Raw genomic sequence first — 17,342 nt, forward strand, 5'->3', positions numbered from 1 at the left:
GGGTTGATACCCGCTCCGGGAGAGTGCCGTGACCGATCCGGTCAGGCGAGGTCGAAGCGGTCCAGCTCCATGACCTTGGTCCACGCGGCGACGAAGTCCTTGATGAACTTCGCCTCGCCGTCCGAGCTGCCGTAGACCTCTGCAAGCGCGCGCAGCACCGAGTTGGAGCCGAACACCAGGTCGACGCGGCTGCCGGTCCACTTCACTTGGCCGCTCTTGCGATCGGTGCCTTCGTAGCTGTTGGCACCTGTCGCCTTCCATTCGGTGCCCATGTCGAGCAGGTTGACGAAGAAGTCATTGCTCAGGGTGCCCGGGCGATCGGTGAACACGCCGGTGCCGGAACCGTCCGCGTTGGCACCGAGGACGCGCAGGCCACCGACCAGGGCGGTCATTTCCGGCGCGGTCAGGGTCAGCAGCTGCGCGCGGTCGACCAGCAGGTGCTCGGCCGGCACCGCGGAAGGCCCCTTGAGGTAATTGCGGAAGCCGTCGGCATAGGGCTCCATCACCGCGAAGGATTCCACGTCGGTCTGGTCCGGGCGCGCATCGGTACGACCCGGCGAGAATGGGACCTCGACGGCGCTGCCGCCAGCCTTGGCCGCCTGCTCGATGCCGACGCCACCGGCCAGCACGATCAGGTCGGCCAGCGAGACCTTCTTGCCGCCGCTGGCGTCGATGTTGAAGTCGGCCTGGATGCGCTTGAGCGCCTTGAGCACCTTGTCGAGCTGTGCCGGCTGGTTGACCGCCCAGTCCTTCTGCGGGGCCAGGGCGATGCGCGCGCCGTTCGCGCCACCACGCTTGTCGCCACCACGGAAGGTCGAGGCCGACGCCCACGCGGTCGAGACCAGCTCGGCCACGGACAGGCCGGAGTCGGCGATCTTCTTCTTCAGCGCGTCGACATCGGCAGCTTCGACCAGCGGGTGGTCGACGGCGGGCACCGGGTCCTGCCAGATCAGTTCTTCTTTCGGCACTTCCGGCCCGAGGTAGCGGGCGCGCGGGCCCATGTCGCGGTGGGTCAGCTTGAACCAGGCGCGGGCGAAGGCCTCGGCGAAGGCCTGCGGGTTCTCGAGGAAACGCTTGGAGATCGGCCCGTAGATCGGGTCGAAACGCAGCGACAGGTCGGTGGTCAGCATCCTCGGGCGCTGTTTCTTCGAGGCGTCATGCGCCAGCGGCACGTCCTCGGGGGCGTCCTTGGCGACCCACTGCTGGGCACCTGCGGGCGATTTCTCCAGTTCCCACTCGAAGCCGAACAGGTTCTCGAAGAACTTGTTGCTCCACAGCGTCGGGGTCTGCGTCCAGGTCACTTCCAGGCCGGAGGTGATGGTGTCGCCGCCCTTGCCGCTGCCGAATTTGTTGTGCCAACCGAAGCCCTGGGCTTCCAGTTCGTCGGCCTCGGGCTCAGCGCCGACGTTGTCGGCCGGGCCGGCGCCGTGGGTCTTGCCGAAGGTGTGGCCGCCGGCGATCAGCGCGACGGTTTCCTCGTCGTCCATCGCCATCCGGCCGAAGGTGTCGCGGATGTCCTTGGCTGCCAGCAGCGGGTCGGGATTGCCGTCAGGGCCTTCCGGGTTGACGTAGATCAGGCCCATCTGCACCGCGGCCAGGGGGTTCTCGAGGTCGCGGGTGTGCTCGACCTGGCTGTCGTCCTCGGACACCAGCACCGCGTGCTCCGCCACGCCAGGGGAGCCACGGGAGTAGCGATCGTCGCCGCCGAGCCACTTGGTCTCGCGGCCCCAGTACACGTCCTGGTCCGGTTCCCAGGTGTCCGGGCGGCCGCCCGCGAAGCCGAAGGTGCGGAAGCCCATCGTCTCCAGGGCGACGTTGCCGGCGAGGATCATCAGGTCGGCCCAGGAGATTGCCTGGCCGTACTTCTGCTTGATCGGCCACAGCAGCCGGCGTGCCTTGTCCAGGCTGACGTTGTCCGGCCAGCTGTTGAGCGGGGCGAAGCGCTGCTGGCCGCGGCCGCCGCCGCCGCGTCCGTCACCGACGCGATAGGTACCGGCGCTGTGCCAGGCCATGCGGATCATCAGGCCGCCGTAATGGCCGAAGTCCGCCGGCCACCAGTCCTGCGAGTCGGTCATCAGCTCGCGCAGGTCCTTCTTGAGGCCGTGGTAGTCGAGCTTCTCGAAGGCCTTGGCGTAGTCGAAGTCGCCATCGAGCGGATTGGAGCGGTCCGAATGCTGGTTCAGCAGGTCAAGCCGGAGCTGGTTGGGCCACCAGTCCTTGTTCTGGGTGCCGCCGCCGGCGGTCTGGTGGAAGGGGCACTTCGCTTTCGACATGATCGGTCTCCTTTGCCTGGGCACTTGCGGTCCGGACGATCCGGGCAAGCGGTGATCTGGGCTGAACCGGGTTGACGGGCTACGACAGGGCGGTGCTCGGGAAAGAAGCGGGTGTCGGCCAGGGCACGGTTTCGCTGTGTCCAATCAACCTACGCCCGCTCGATTCATAACTGAAATGAAAGTTTCGGAATGGATTGATAGGCCTTCACTATCATCTGCAGGGGCCCTGCACGATGTCTTCCCCGCGGCCGACCCCATCCTGCGCCCGCGGCCATTACGAAACCGTGGACGCCACCGGTGGGCCGGGCGCGGCCCGGTTACCATGCGTCGTTGCCCGCCATCCCCATTTCCGCATGACCGAACCGGTACCTCCGACTCCCGCGAACGATCCCCTGGCACAGTGCGCCGCGCACTTCGGCTCGCGTGGCTTTGCCGTGTTGCGAGGCGTGCTCGCACCGGCCGAGGCGGAGTTGTGCGCGAATTACGCGGTGATGCAGACCGGCGTCCCCGGCCACTACACGCGCGAGGACAGCCTGGGTTCGCAGGGGCGCTATGCCGACACGCTGTCGGAATGCCTGCTGTTGCGCATCCATCCGCTGATGGAGCGCGTGGCGGGCGGGCCGCTGCATCCGTGCTACTCGTACCTGCGCGTGTACATGCCGGGTGCCGAACTGCCGCGCCACCTCGACCGGCCGTCCTGCGAGATCAGCACCTCGCTGACGCTGGGCTTCGATGCCGACCGTCCGTGGACGCTCGGCGTGCAGGCCGATGGCGAGGACCTCGAACTGCCGCTCGGCCCCGGCGACATGCTGGCGTACAGGGGCGCCGACCTGCCGCACTGGCGTGGGCGCTTCGACGGACGCTACTGGGTGCAGGTGTTCCTGCACTACGTGCGCGCGGACGGGCCCCATGCGGAGTACCGCTTCGACGGGCGCGAGCGCATCGGGCCGTTCGACCCGGCCCGACAGGTGCGCCGCTTCGACCGGGGCGACGGCGGCGCCGAGGCCGCCGGCTGAGCCCGGCTCGCGCTAGAGCTGCTTGAGGCGGTAGAGCGCTTCCAGCGCCTGCTTCGGCGTCAGCTCGTCGGGGTCGAGGCCGGCCAGGGCTTCCAGCGCGGCCGACGGCGCGGCGAACAGGCTGGCCTGGCGCGGGGCGTCCAGGGTGTCGGGCACCAGCGATGCGGCGGGCGGGACGTCGTGGCCGCGCTGCTCCAGTTCGGCCAGGCGCGCCCGGGCCTGGCGCACCACCGCCCTGGGCAGGCCCGCCAGTGCGGCGACCTGCAGGCCGAAACTGCGGTTGGCGGGGCCGTCCTTCACTGCGTGCATGAACACCAGCCGGTCGCCTTGCACGGGATCATGGTGTTCGACCGCGTCCAGGTGCACGTTGGCAATGCCGCTGCCGGGCTCGGCCAGTGCGGTCAGTTCGAAATAGTGGGTGGCGAACAGGGTCCACGCGCGGTTGTGCCCGGCGAGGTGGCGTGCGCAGGCATCCGCCAGTGCGAGGCCGTCGAAGGTCGAGGTGCCGCGGCCGATCTCGTCCATCAGCACCAGCGAGCGGTCGGTGGCGTGGTGGAGGATATGGCTGGTCTCGCTCATCTCGACCATGAAGGTCGACTGCCCCCTGGCCAGGTCGTCGCCGGCGCCGATGCGGGTCAGGATGCGGTCGATCGGGCCGATCTCCGCGCGCGCGGCCGGCACGAAGCTGCCCATGTGCGCGAGCAGCACGATCAGCGCGTTCTGCCGCATGTAGGTGCTCTTGCCGCCCATGTTCGGGCCGGTGATGACCAGCATGCGACGCGGCTGGCCGTCCACGTCCTCTCCCAGCACCAGGTCGTTCGGCTCGAAGGGAGCGTCGCGCACCGCTTCGACGACCGGGTGGCGGCCGCGTTCGATGCGCAGCACGGGGGCGTCGACGAGTTCCGGGCGCGACCAGTCCAGGGCGTCCGCGCGTTCGGCCAGGCCGGCCAGCACGTCCAGCTCCGACAGCGCCGCCGCGCAGGCCTTCAGCTCGGGCAGGCGTTCGTTCAGGGCATCGAGCAGGCCCTCGTACAGCGCGCGCTCGCGGGCCAGGGCACGCTCGCGCGCCGACAGCACCTTGTCCTCGAACGTCTTCAGCTCTTCGGTGATGTAGCGCTCGGCATTGGTCAGGGTCTGGCGCCGGGTGTAGTGGGTCGGCGCCTTGCCGGCCTGCGCCTTGCTGATCTCGATGTAGTAGCCGTGGACGCGGTTGTAGCCGACCTTCAGCGTCGGGATGCCACTGGCCTCGCGCTCGCGGGTCTCCAGGTCGACGAGGAACTGGTCCGCGTGCTCCGACAGCCGGCGCAGTTCGTCCAGTTCGGCGTCGTGGCCTTCGGCGAACACCCCGCCATCGCGCGCCAGCACCGGTGGCTGCTCGACGATGGCCGAGGCGAGCAGGGCGGCGTGGGCGTCGTGCCGGCCGAGTGCATCGACCAGTTCGGCCAGTCGAGGCGCGTCCAGCGGCGACAGCAGTTCGCGGACCGCCGGCAGCAGGCCCAGGCCGTCGCGCAGCGTCGACAGGTCGCGCGGCCGCGCGCTGCGCAGGGCGATGCGCGAGAGGATGCGCTCGAGGTCGCCCAGGGCGCGGAAGCGCTCGCGCAGCGTGTCGCCGGTGCCGGTGTCGAGCAGGGTGGCGACCGCCTGGTGGCGCCGTCGCAAGGTGTCTCGGTCACGCAGCGGGCGGTGCAGCCACCGCCGCAGCAGGCGGCCGCCCATCGGCGTCACCGTGCTGTCGAGCACGCCGAGCAGGGTATGCCGGGTGTCGCCGTCGACGCGGGTGTCGAGTTCGAGGTGGCGGCGGGTCGCCGCGTTCATGGCGATCGCGCCATCGCCGGACTCCACCGCGATCGCGCCCAGGTGCGGCAGGCGCTGCTTCTGGGTCTCCTCGACGTAGCCGAGCAGGGCCGCCGCGGCGGCGATCGCCATCGGCCGGTCTTCGATCCCGAAACCTGTCAGATCGTGCAGGTTGAAGAAGCGCAGCAGCTGTCGGCGCCCGCTGTCGGCGTCGAACAGCCATGGCGGCCGCCGGCGCAGGCCGCCGCGTTCGAGTACGAAGCCGGGCCAGCCGTCTTCGTCGGCGACGAGCACTTCGGCCGGTGCCAGGCGGGCCAGTTCGGCTTCCAGCAGGTCGTCGCCGGCCACCTCGTTGACCAGGAAACGCCCGGCAGACAGGTCGGCCCAGGCCAGTCCATAGCCGCCCTTGCTGCGCGCCACCGCCAGCAGCAGGGTGTCGCGGCGTTCGTCGAGCAGGGCCTCGTCGGTGACCGTGCCGGGGGTGATGATGCGCACGACCTTGCGCTCCACCAGCCCCTTGCTCGCGGCCGGGTCGCCGATCTGCTCGCAGATCGCCACCGACTCGCCCAGCGCGACCAGCCGCGCCAGGTAGCCTTCGGCCGAATGGTGCGGCACGCCGGCCATCGGTATCGGCGCGCCTCCCGAGCTGCCGCGCTGGGTCAGGGTGATGTCCAGCAGCCGCGCCGCCTTGCGCGCGTCGTCGTAGAACAGCTCGTAGAAGTCGCCCATCCGGAAGAACAGCAGCACGTCCGGATGCTCCGCCTTGGCGGCGAAGAACTGCTTCATCAGCGGAGTGTGCTCGGGCGTCGTGTCGGCGCTCTTGGACATGCGGCGTTCGCGGCGGCAGTGCGGGTGGCCGTCGATTGTACCGGCCGGGCGCGGCAGGTCAGCGCAGCAGTAGGACCGGAATGGTGCAACTGCGCAGCACCTGGGTGGTGGTGCTTCCGACGATCAACTGCCGGATGCGCGAATGCCCGTAGGCCCCCATGACCAGCAGGTCGACGGAGCGCGCGGCCACCGTCGCGGTGATCACGGTTTCCGGTGCGCCGGGCTGGACCAGCGGCTCCGGGTCGAAACCGGCGTCGCGCAACCGGGCGATCGACGCTTCCATGCCCTCCGGGGCGGCGTCGCCGACTGCCAGCACGCTGCAGCGCAGCCCTCGCAGGAGTGGGCTGGCGGCGACCATCTCGATGCATTTGCGGGTCGTGTCGCTGCCGTCGAAGGCGATCAGGAAATGCTTCGGGTCAACGAAGGCCCGGGAGGCAACCAGCACCGGGCGGTGAACCGCGCGAACGACCCGCTCGAGCGCACCGCCCAGGTGGGCGGCGTCGACATCGGCATGCTCGCCGCGCTTGCCGAGTACGAACAGGCGCACCTGCGGTTCCAGGTCGAGAAGGGTTTCCGGAAGCGATCCATGGCGCAGCCGTGCTTCGATGTCCATGGGTCCGTCGAACTGTCCGCGGACCTGGTCGGCCGCGAGGTCCAGCAACTCCCGGCCCCGGATACGGGCGACCTGCGCGCGCTCGGCGTCCAAGCCGGTGAGCGTTTCCAGCAGCTGTTCGCGGTCGCCCAGGACTAGGTTGCCACTGAGGTCGCTCGACCGGGCTCCGGCATCACGGTCGAGCACGTGCAGCAGGTCCAGCGGTGCGCCCAGGCGGCTGGCTGCCCAGCCCGCGCAGGTCGCCACGCCATAGGCGTAGGGAGACGCGTCCAGGGCCGCGAGCACGCGACCGTCGTGGTGGATCAGGCTGCCGCTCATCCTCGTTCCCTCAGTGGTCGCCCATCAGGCGTTCTGCGTCGGGTTTGTCGTGCACGCCCAGCCGGTCGACCATGGTCCGGCTGGCCTCGTTCAGGCCCACGATCTCGACCGCCGCGCCTTCGCGCCGGAACTTGATCACCACCTTGTCGAGGGCCCCGACTGCGCTCAGGTCCCAGAAGTGGGCGTTGGAAACATCGATGGTGACGTCGTCCAGCGCTTCCTTGAAGTCGAAGGACGCGACGAAACTCTCGGCCGACGCGAAGAACACCTGGCCGGTGACCACGTAGGTGCGTGCGCGTCCGTGGTTTCGCGGCGTCGACGCGACGTGCAGTACGCGACCGACCTTCTTCGCGAAGAAGATGCCGGACAGGAGGACGCCGGTGAGGACCCCCTTGGCGAGATCGTGGGTGAACACCGTCACCACCACGGTGGCCAGCATGACCACGCTCGAGGTGCCGGGGTGGGTCCGGAGGTTGACGATCGACGACCAGCTGAAGGTGCCGATCGACACCATGATCATCACGGCGACCAGCGCGGCCATCGGAATGCGCTCCACCCAGGGCCCCGCGAACACCACCAGGACCAGCAGCACGCTGCCCGCGACCAGGGTCGAGAGCCGGCCGCGGCCGCCGGATTTCACGTTGATGACCGACTGTCCGATCATCGCGCAGCCGGCCATGCCGCCGAGGAATCCGGTGGCGATGTTGGCGACGCCCTGGCCCGCGCATTCGCGGTTGCGATCGCTGGGCGTGTCGGTGAGGTCGTCGACGATCTGTGCCGTCAACAGCGATTCCAGCAGGCCGACCACGGCCAGGGTGGCCGCGTATGGCGCGATGATCCGCAGGGTCTCCCAGTTGAACGGGACGTCGGGGACGAGGAACGTCGGCAGGCTGTCGGGCAACTCACCCATGTCGCCGACGGTCCGGATGTCCAGTCCAAGCGCGATCGCGACCGCGGTCAGGACCACGATGGCCACCAGCGGCGACGGTACCGCACGGGTCAGGCGCGGGAAGAGGTAGATGATCGCCAGTCCGGCGGCGGTCATCGCATAGACCGTCCAGGGCACGTCGATCAGTTCCGGCAACTGCGCCATGAAGATCAGGATCGCGAGTGCATTGACGAATCCCGTGACCACCGAGCGCGAGACGAAGCGCATCAGCGCGCCGAGTTTCAAGGCGCCGGCCGCGATCTGGAACACGCCGGTCAGCAGCGTGGCCGCGAAGAGGTACTGCAGGCCATGGTCCCGGACCAGGTCGACCATCACCAGCGCCATCGCACCGGTGGCGGCGGAGATCATGCCGGGGCGTCCGCCCGCGAAGGCGATCACCACTGCGATGCAGAACGACGCGTACAGGCCCACTTTCGGATCCACGCCGGCGATGATCGAAAACGCGATCGCCTCGGGGATCAGTGCCAGCGCGACGACGAGTCCCGCGAGGACGTCGCCGCGGATATTGGAGAACCATTGCTGGCGCAGGGACATGGGCATGGGCAAGGCGCCGCCGTTCGGGCGGGGCAAGGGAGTTGGGGGGGGCGGGTGTATTGCACGGGGCCGGAGGCCCGGACGTGCGGAAGTGGCCGCCATGGTACCGCCCCACGCCGCCAGTGGCACCCCGGCTGCTGCACTGCCACGTGCATGAACAGGCGCCCGTGGTAAGTTCCATTTTCGCTCGGCGGTGCAGATGGAGGGGGACTTCACCCGCCCGCCGGCATGCGTTCCGCGGCGTACAGGGCACCACCGGAGCATGGCCGGTGGCGGCGCGGATGCCCGTGGCACGCGCATCACGCCATTGGAACCGCAAGAGCCGCTGAGAACCCCGGGAATCCCATGACGCCTGTCCGCCTCGCCCGCCTGCCGCCCGCCCGACGGGTCCTTTCGTTGTCCGTCCTGTTGGCCCTGGCCATGCCCGCGCACGCCCAGCAGGCGACACCGGACGAGGACACCACCACGCTGTCCGCGCTGGTCGTCACCGCGCAGAAGCGGGAGGAAGCCCTGCAGGACGTGCCGATCGCGATCACCGCGCTGTCCGAAGCGCTGCTGCGCGACACCGGCGTGCGCGACATCAAGGACATGCAGGTGCTCGTCCCGGGCCTGACCGTGACCAGTACGCAGAGCGATGCGCAGACGACGGCGCGCATCCGCGGCATCGGGACCGTCGGCGACAATCCCGGCCTCGAATCGTCCGTCGGCGTGGTGATCGACGGGGTGTACCGGCCGCGCAACGGCGTGGGCTTTGGCGATCTCGGCGAGATCGAGCGGATCGAAGTGCTGAAAGGGCCGCAGGGCACGGTGTTCGGGAAGAACACGTCCGCGGGCGTCATCAACGTGATCACCCGCCGTCCCGACTACGGCACCTACGCGGGCGCCGAGCTGACGGTCGGGAACTACAATGCGCTCGGCGTCGCGGGCACCTTCAACTCGGCCCTGGGCGACAGTGCTGCCATGCGCGTCTACGCGGCCAAGCGCGAACGCGACGGCTGGATGGACGTGCATGTCGGCGACGGGCCCCGCCGGGAGACCCGCGACAACGACCAGAATTTCCACACGCTGCGGGCGCAATGGCTGCTGGAACCCACCGATGCGCTGGATGTCAGCGTCATCGCCGACTACACCAGTCGCGAGGAGAACTGCTGCACGGCGGTGACCCTGGTCCGCGGCGGCACAGCGCCCCTCATCGATGCGCTGTCGCCCGACGACGGCGTGGCGCCGGTCGTCGACCTGGAGGCGCGCGAAGCCTGGAGCAACCGCAGCACGGAGCAGGACTTCAAGGACAAGGGCGTCTCATTGCAGGTCGATTGGGACACCCCATGGCTCGGCGGCGCGACCCTGACGTCGATCACCGCCAGCCGCGACTGGGACGCGATCAACGGGCTGGACTTCGACTACAGCACCGCCGACCTGATCTACCGCAATGCCGACGCCGACGAGTCGCTCATCGCGTTCGATACGTTCAGCCAGGAACTCCGGCTGACCGGATCGACCGATCGCCTCGACTGGATGCTCGGCGCGTTCTACTCGGACGAGACCCTGGATCGCAACGACTCCTACCGGGTCGGCGGGGCCTATGAGCCCTATGTCTCCACGCTGGTGTTCCAGCGCGTCGCCGCCGCCGTCAGTGGGCTGGGGCTGCCGATCGACACCTCGAACCCTGCGTCGTTCTTCTCCCAGGTGACCGGCCAGCCCTACAACACGGGATTCGTCGGCTTGTCGGCGCTCGATCGCTACCGGCAGGAGGCGACCAGCCATGCGGTGTTCGGCAACGGCACCTGGCACGCCACCGACGCCCTCGATATCACCGTGGGACTGCGCTACACCAGTGAAGACAAGGCCCTGGATGCGCGCTACGGCAATCCCAACGGCAGCCAGGCCTGCGCCGCGGCATTGGCCAACCCGGCGGGTGGCGTGGCGCAGGCGCTGCTCGCGCGGGGCGTTCCCCTGGGGGCGTTGACGCCGCCCCAGCAGGCCGCCCTGCTGGGCCAGCTGGCGCCGCAGGTGGTGGGGTTCATGTGCCTGCCCTGGGCGAACGCGCTGCATGACGGGCGCATGACGCGGCAGGAGCGCGACGAGGGCGCGTGGTCGGGCACGCTGAAGGCCGCCTACCGCTGGAACGATGCACTGATGACCTATGCCTCCGCGGCACGGGGCTACAAGGCCGGCGGGTTCAACCTCGATCGCGTGCAGTCGGCCGACGGCCTCTCCAGCAGTGGTTCCGGCATCGTGCCGGTCGACGACACCTCGTTCCCGGGCGAATACGTGGACAGTTACGAGCTCGGGGCCAAGACCACCTGGATGGGGGGCAACCTGCTGGCCAATGCCACGCTGTTCCACCAGACCTATGAGGATTTCCAGGCGAACAGTTTCCTCGGCACCAGCTTCGTGGTCCGCTCCATTCCCGAGGTGGTGTCCAAGGGCATCGATACCGAACTGCTGTGGCAGACACCTTTGGACGGCCTGATGCTGCAGGCCGGGCTGACCTATGCCGACACCCGCTACGGCGACGAGACCCCCACGGCGGACTTCGTCTATCCGGGTGCGCTCTACAAGCTTCCGGGCAGCCGCATGAGCTTCGCGCCGCTGTGGTCCGGCTCGGCCGCGGTGACCTACGAATGGGACTTCGGCGCCAACCTGCTGGGCCGCTTCAACCTCGGCGGCAAGTACATGTCGGACTTCAACACCGGGACGGACCTCGACGCCGAGAAAATGCAGGACGGCTACGCGGTCTTCAACGCGCGGCTGGGCATCGGGTCACGTGACCGGCGCTGGATGGTCGAGCTGTGGGGGCAGAACATCCTCGACGAAACCTACGTGCAGGTCGCCTTCGATGCGCCACTGCAGACGCCTGGCACGCCGGCCCCCGGTGACCCGTTGAATTCCTACAACGGTTATCTGGGCGCGCCGGCCACCTGGGGCGTCACCCTGCGCCTCGAGTATTGATGCCACCGCCCGTCCCCTGCATCCCGGGCGGGCATTGCCCGGGCGTATAGTGGCGCCATGAACGCCGACATCACCGATATCGCATTGCGCGAACTGGCCGGGCAGGTCGCGCAGACCGCCATCGCGCAGCACCACCGCCTGACTACGGCCGAGAGCTGCACCGGCGGCTGGATCGCGAAATCCCTGACCGACATCGCCGGCTCGTCGGAATGGTTCGAGTGCGGGATCACGGCGTACAGCTACGAGGCCAAGCAGGCCCTGCTCGGCGTCCAGCCCCATACGCTGGAAGAGCACGGAGCGGTCAGCCGGGAGACCGTCATGGAAATGGTGTCCGGCGCGCTGGTGCAGTCGGGTGCATCCGCCGCGGTGGCGGTCACGGGCATTGCCGGGCCCGGCGGCGGGACCGACGACAAGCCGGTCGGTACTGTCTGGATCGCGTGGAAGCGGCGGGGTGGCTACCCGACCGCAGTGGTCTTCCACTTCGATGGCGACCGCGATGCCGTCCGCCGGCAGACCGTCGCCGCGGCCCTGCACGGGCTGGTCGAACTGATGGGTTGACGGTGCCGGATCATCGTTAGTAGCATTGCTACTAACATGGACATCACCGATACCCAGCGCGCCATCTGGCACCTGATCGCCGAACGGCTCCAGATCGAGGGCATGCCGCCTTCGCAGACCGAGATCGCGCGGGCGATGGGTTTCAACAGCGTCCGCGCGGCGCAATACCATCTCGAGGCGCTGGAGGCCGCCGGCATCGTCGAACGCGTGCCGGGGCGTGCACGGGGCCTGCGCCTCCGCCAGCAACCGCCGGGCGACGACGCCGGGGCCTCGGAGGCTTCTCCACCCCTGGGCGTTCTGGCGCCGGCCACGGCCCGCGAGGACGCGCTCTGCCTGCCTGTACTCGGGCAGGTAGCGGCGGGGGTGCCGATCGGGGCAGACATCGGCTCCGACCAGATGGTCCTGCTGGACCGCCAGTTCTTTTCCCCATCGCCGGACTACCTGCTGAGGGTGAAGGGGGACTCCATGCGCGACGAAGGCATCTTCGAGGGTGACCTGATCGGCGTGCACCGCACACGTGATGCACGCTCCGGACAGATTGTCGTCGCCCGCATCGACGACGAGATCACGGTCAAGCTGCTGAAGCTGGGGAAGGACCGTATTCGCCTGCTGCCCCGCAACCCTGATTTCGCTCCGATCGACGTCCAGCCCGGCCAGGAGTTCGCCATCGAAGGGCTCTACTGCGGCCTGGTGAGGCCGAGCCGTTGAGCCCCCTGACCGGGGCGGCGCGTCCATCCCGCCGCAGGCGGTGGGCAGTTTTCCGACCCGCGAGCGGGTCCTTGCCCGATACCGCCCGGGCATGTGGCAGGCGACCCTTTCCCGGGCGGTCTCATGCTGTGCGACCCGCCACCCGTAGCCTGTATCCATACCTGTTTCAGCGACCTTGAGGACACCCTGATGGACGAGAACAAGAAGCGCGCCCTTTCCGCTGCCCTGGGCCAGATCGAAAAGCAGTTCGGCAAGGGCTCCGTGATGCGCATGGGCGACCGCGTGGTCGAGGCGGCCGAAGTGATCGGCACCGGCTCGCTGATGCTGGACATCGCGCTTGGGATCGGCGGACTGCCCAAGGGGCGGGTCGTGGAAATCTACGGGCCTGAATCGTCCGGCAAGACCACCCTGACCCTGCAGGCCATCGCCGAATGCCAGAAGAAGGGCGGCACCGCGGCCTTCATCGACGCCGAGCATGCACTGGACCCCATCTATGCCGCGAAGCTCGGCGTCAACGTCGAGGACCTGCTGCTCTCCCAGCCCGACACCGGCGAGCAGGCGCTGGAGATCGCCGACATGCTGGTGCGTTCGGGGGCCGTGGACATGGTCGTGGTCGACTCGGTCGCGGCGCTCACGCCCCGGGCCGAGATCGAGGGCGAGATGGGCGACCAGCTGCCCGGCCTGCAGGCCCGCCTGATGAGCCAGGCCCTGCGCAAGCTGACCGGCAACATCAAGCGCAGCAACTGCCTGGTGATCTTCATCAACCAGTTGCGCATGAAGATCGGCATCATGATGCCGGGCCAGAGTCCCGAGACCACCACCGGCGGCAATGCGCTGAAGTTCTATGCCTCGGTCCGCCTGGACATCCGCCGCATCGGTGCGGTCAAGAAGGGCGACGAAATCATCGGTAACCAGACCCGCATCAAGGTCGTCAAGAACAAGATGGCGCCCCCCTTCAAGCAGGTCATCACCGAAATCCTCTATGGCGAAGGCATCTCGCGCGAGGGCGAACTGATCGACATGGGCGTATCGGCCAAGCTGGTCGACAAGGCCGGCGCCTGGTACAGCTACGGTGACGAGCGTATCGGACAGGGCAAAGAGAATGCCCGCAATTACCTCAAGGAGAACCCGCAGGTGGCCGCGACCCTCGAGGCCGCACTGCGTGCCCAGTTCGTGCCCGAAGAGGCCAGCAAGGATGAAGAGGACGGAGACGAAGGGTGAGCCCACCGCTCGCTGGATGCCCGTGCGCACGCCTGTCCGCCCGCACGGGCGACGCGGGTTGAGACATGCGCAATGACGGCCCTCCGCTTTTCGCGGTGACCGAGGGCGATGAGGCTGTACAGCCCTCGCGGCCCAGACACGGACAGCGCACACGCCGGCAATCCCAGACGCCCGTGCAACGGGCCCTGGGCCTGCTGGCCAGGCGCGAACACTCCCGCAAGGAGCTGGTGGAGAAGCTGGTGGCCCGTGGACTGGATCCGGACGAGGTCCATGCAGCCGTCGAGCGACTGGCGGGTGAGGGGTGGCAGGATGATCGCCGTTTCGCGGAAGGGGTGGTCCGGAACCGGGCCGCTGGCGGGTACGGACCGCTCTACATCCGCGCCGAACTGGCGCGCCACGGCCTGGATGACGTGGAGATCGCCGAAGCGCTGGACGGTTTTGAAGGCGACTGGGTCGAGAATGCGCAGGAACTGGTGCGTCGGCGACTGGGAAGCCAGCGCCAGAACAGCCCTTCGCTGACCGCTCAGCGCAAGATCGCCGACCTCCTCATGAGACGGGGATTCGGAGGCGACGTCGTGCGGCAGGTCAGCCACCTGACCCGGAGCGCGCTCGACGTCGAGTAAGCGGGTCCAAGGTCGTGGGAGGCCCCGCACCGGGTCCGCGGCTGATGACAGGGCAGGGCCGGAACAGGTGGGTCCGCCGGCGGCATGAACGGAACGGTGCGTTCCGTACGGCACGGACGGGTCAGGCCTGATACCCTAATCGGCTCCCGTTTGGTTGTCCGGCCGGATCGATGCCCGCATGCTGTGGGCACCGACGGGTCACGACGACCCCGCCCAGCCCACCGATCCCGCGCCCGGCATGAGCACATCCGCCCACCCCAGTACCCAGCAGATCCGCAGCGATTTCCTTGAGTTCTTCCGGGAAAAGCAGCACACCATCGTGCCGTCCGCGCCGCTGGTGCCGGCGAACGATCCCACGCTGCTGTTCACCAACTCGGGCATGGTGCAGTTCAAGAACGTGTTCCTCGGCTCGGAGAAGCCCGGCTACGTGCGTGCGGCCGACGTGCAACGCTGCCTGCGCGCAGGCGGCAAGCACAACGACCTGGACCAGGTCGGCTACACGGCGCGGCACCACACCTTCTTCGAGATGCTCGGCAACTGGTCGTTTGGCGACTACTTCAAGGTCGAGGCGATCGAATGGGCCTGGGAGCTGCTCACCGGCGTCTGGAAGCTGGACCCCCAGCGCCTGCTGGTCACGGTCTACCACACCGACGACGAGGCCCATGCCATCTGGAAGGACCGGATCGGTGTTCCCGAGGACCGTATCGTCCGGATCGGCGACAACAAGGGCGCGCCTTTCGCTTCGGACAACTTCTGGCAGATGGCGGACACCGGGCCCTGTGGCCCGAGCACCGAGATCTTTTACGACCACGGGCCGGACATTCCCGGCGGGCCTCCCGGATCTCCCGACGAGGACGGTGACCGCTTCATCGAGATCTGGAACCTGGTCTTCATGCAGTTCGACCGGCAGCCGGACGGTACCCTGTTGCCGTTGCCGGCGCCCTGCGTGGACACGGGCATGGGCCTGGAGCGCGTCGCCGCGATCCTGCAGGGCAAGCACGGGAACTACGAGATCGATCTGTTCCAGTTCCTGATCGCCGAGGCGGCCCGGCTGACCGGCACGTCGGATCTGTCGAACAAGTCGCTCCGGGTGATCGCCGATCACATCCGTGCCTGCGCTTTCCTCATCATCGATGGCGTGCTGCCCTCCAACGAAGGGCGGGGATATGTGCTGCGCCGGATCATCCGGCGGGCGTTGCGCCATGGCTGGATGCTGGGCCAGAAGCAGCCCTTCTTCCATCACATGACCGGGTCGCTGGTCCAGGCCATGGGCGAGGCCTACCCGGAACTGGCGGGAAAGCAGGACTTCATCGAGCGCGCACTTCGTGCCGAGGAAGAGCGTTTCGCTGAAACGCTGGACGCGGGCATGCGCATGTTCGATGAGGTCGCGGCTCGCAGCCGCGGCGCCATTGCCGGCGAGGAAGCGTTTCGCCTGTACGACACCTACGGCTTCCCGGTCGACCTGACCGCGGACATCGCCCGCGAGCGCGGGCTCGACGTCGACATGGCCGGTTTCGAGGCCGCCATGGAAGCGCAGCGGGAAGCCGCGCGCGCGGCCGGGAAGTTCGGGGGCGGTATCAGCCTGCCCGCCGAACTGGCCGCCCAGCTCCCGGCCACCCGCTTCCTCGGTTACACCGGGCTTGCGGCCGATGGCCTGCAGGTGCTCGCGATCGTCCGCGACGGCAAGCCGCTGGATCGCCTCGAGGCGGGCGGGGAGGCGCTGCTCATCCTCGACCAGACGCCCTTCTACGCGGAGGGCGGTGGCCAGGTGGGTGATGCCGGCGTGCTGTCGGGCAACGGTGCCGCCTTCGAAGTGCGCGATACGGTCAAGGTCGCCGGCCAGTTCCATGGTCACGTGGGGCGCCTCGTGACCGGCGCGCTGGCGCGCGGTGACCGCCTCGCGGGCGAGGTCGATGCGGCCCGCCGGGCCGCCACGGTCCTGAACCACTCCGCGACGCATCTGCTGCATGCGGCGCTGCGCTCGGTGCTGGGCGACCACGTCGCACAGAAGGGCTCGCTGGTCGCCCCGGACCGGCTGCGGTTCGACTTCGCCCATTTCCAGCCGGTCACCGCGGAGGAGCTCGCGTTGATCGAGGACCGCGTCAACGCGGAGATCCGCCGCAACCATGCTGCCGAAGAGCATCACATGGGCATGCAGGAGGCGCTGGACTTCGGTGCGCTGGCGTTGTTCGGCGAGAAGTACGGCGACGAGGTGCGCGTGCTGCGGATGGGCGACGCCTCCACCGAGCTATGCGGCGGCACCCACGTCGTCCGGACCGGCGACATCGGGCTGTTCAAGATCCTGTCGGAAGGCGGGGTGTCGGCCGGCGTGCGTCGCATCGAAGCGGTGACGGGCGAAGGCGCGCTGGCCCAGGTCAACGAGGAGCAGCGCCGCCTGGGTGATGTGGCCCGGTTGCTGGGCGGCACCCAGGCCGAGGCGCCGGAGAAGCTGCGGGCACTGATCGATCGCCAGAAGAAGCTGGAGCGCGAGCTGGAGTCGCTCAAGGCCAAGGCCGCGGCGGGCGCCACCTCCGACCTGGGCGCGCGCGCCGTCGACGTGGCGGGCATCCGCGTGCTTGCCGAGCGCCTGGAGGGCTTCGATGCCAAGGCGCTGCGCGAGGCGATGGACCGGCTGAAGCCGCAGTTGGGCGATGCCGTCATCCTCCTCGCCGGTACGCGCGACGGCAAGGCCTCGCTGGTCGCGGGCGTCTGCGGCAGCGCGCTGGGGCGGATCAAGGCGGGTGAACTGATGGCCCAGGTGGCCGGTCAGATCAACGGCAAGGGGGGCGGGCGACCTGACATGGCCCAGGGAGGGGGCGAGGATGGCCCGAACCTGCTTTCAGCACTGTCCGGCGTGCCCGGATGGGTTGAACGGCAACTGAGTTGAAGTGCTGCCAGCGTTGTATACGCTTGTGGCGTGGACTTCTCAATAGGATAATTGTCAATTGTTTTTCA

The 17,342-nt window shown here is 68.6% G+C and carries 11 protein-coding genes; 7 read left to right on the top strand and 4 right to left on the bottom strand.

Features of this window, described 5'->3' with window-relative positions:
- Window positions 1–41: 41 nt before the first annotated feature.
- Window positions 42–2,276 (bottom strand): catalase/peroxidase HPI, encoded by a 2,235-nt coding sequence (gene katG, locus H4F99_RS02635; protein ID WP_182668461.1) that lies wholly within the window; start codon window positions 2,274–2,276, stop codon window positions 42–44.
- A 350-nt stretch (window positions 2,277–2,626) separates the two neighbouring features.
- On the opposite strand from katG, the gene H4F99_RS02640 reads away from it, so the two are divergent.
- A complete protein-coding gene (locus H4F99_RS02640; RefSeq protein ID WP_182668185.1) occupies window positions 2,627–3,289 on the top strand; it encodes a hypothetical protein in 663 nt (220 codons plus the stop codon).
- Between the two features lie 12 nt (window positions 3,290–3,301).
- On the opposite strand, the gene mutS is transcribed toward H4F99_RS02640, so the two are convergent.
- From mutS to H4F99_RS02655, 3 genes are read right to left on the bottom strand one after another with little or no spacing between them, the layout of a single operon-like run.
- Window positions 3,302–5,911 carry a DNA mismatch repair protein MutS gene (gene mutS, locus H4F99_RS02645; RefSeq protein WP_182668186.1) on the bottom strand — a complete coding sequence of 870 codons (2,610 nt, stop codon included), beginning with the start codon at window positions 5,909–5,911 and terminating at the stop codon, window positions 3,302–3,304.
- A 58-nt stretch (window positions 5,912–5,969) separates the two neighbouring features.
- Window positions 5,970–6,842, bottom strand: coding sequence for a universal stress protein (locus H4F99_RS02650; RefSeq protein ID WP_182668187.1), 873 nt, complete (start codon window positions 6,840–6,842; stop codon window positions 5,970–5,972).
- A gap of 10 nt (window positions 6,843–6,852) precedes the next feature.
- Complete coding sequence (locus H4F99_RS02655) at window positions 6,853–8,331, bottom strand: SulP family inorganic anion transporter (RefSeq protein WP_182668188.1); 1,479 nt, start codon at window positions 8,329–8,331, stop codon at window positions 6,853–6,855.
- Between the two features lie 339 nt (window positions 8,332–8,670).
- Here H4F99_RS02655 and H4F99_RS02660 point away from each other — a divergent pair, with 339 nt between their 5' ends.
- From H4F99_RS02660 to alaS, 6 genes are all read left to right on the top strand, one after another.
- A complete protein-coding gene (locus H4F99_RS02660; protein WP_182668189.1) occupies window positions 8,671–11,277 on the top strand; it encodes a TonB-dependent receptor in 2,607 nt (868 codons plus the stop codon).
- A gap of 57 nt (window positions 11,278–11,334) precedes the next feature.
- Complete coding sequence (locus H4F99_RS02665) at window positions 11,335–11,835, top strand: CinA family protein (protein WP_182668190.1); 501 nt, start codon at window positions 11,335–11,337, stop codon at window positions 11,833–11,835.
- Window positions 11,836–11,871: 36 nt separating this feature from the next.
- Complete coding sequence (gene lexA, locus H4F99_RS02670; protein ID WP_182668191.1) at window positions 11,872–12,543, top strand: transcriptional repressor LexA; 672 nt, start codon at window positions 11,872–11,874, stop codon at window positions 12,541–12,543.
- 189 nt (window positions 12,544–12,732) lie between these two features.
- The gene (gene recA, locus H4F99_RS02675) at window positions 12,733–13,764 is read left to right on the top strand and encodes a recombinase RecA (protein ID WP_182668192.1); all 1,032 of its coding nucleotides are present in this window, start codon (window positions 12,733–12,735) and stop codon (window positions 13,762–13,764) included.
- A gap of 65 nt (window positions 13,765–13,829) precedes the next feature.
- On the top strand, window positions 13,830–14,387 hold the full coding sequence (locus H4F99_RS02680) for a regulatory protein RecX (protein ID WP_182668193.1): 558 nt from the start codon (window positions 13,830–13,832) through the stop codon (window positions 14,385–14,387).
- Window positions 14,388–14,625: 238 nt separating this feature from the next.
- The gene (gene alaS / locus H4F99_RS02685) at window positions 14,626–17,274 is read left to right on the top strand and encodes an alanine--tRNA ligase (RefSeq protein WP_182668194.1); all 2,649 of its coding nucleotides are present in this window, start codon (window positions 14,626–14,628) and stop codon (window positions 17,272–17,274) included.
- The last annotated feature ends 68 nt before the right edge of the window (window positions 17,275–17,342 follow it).

The organism is Marilutibacter penaei (genome assembly GCF_014145395.1).
In the GTDB taxonomy this organism is placed as follows: Bacteria; Pseudomonadota; Gammaproteobacteria; order Xanthomonadales; family Xanthomonadaceae; genus Marilutibacter; species Marilutibacter penaei.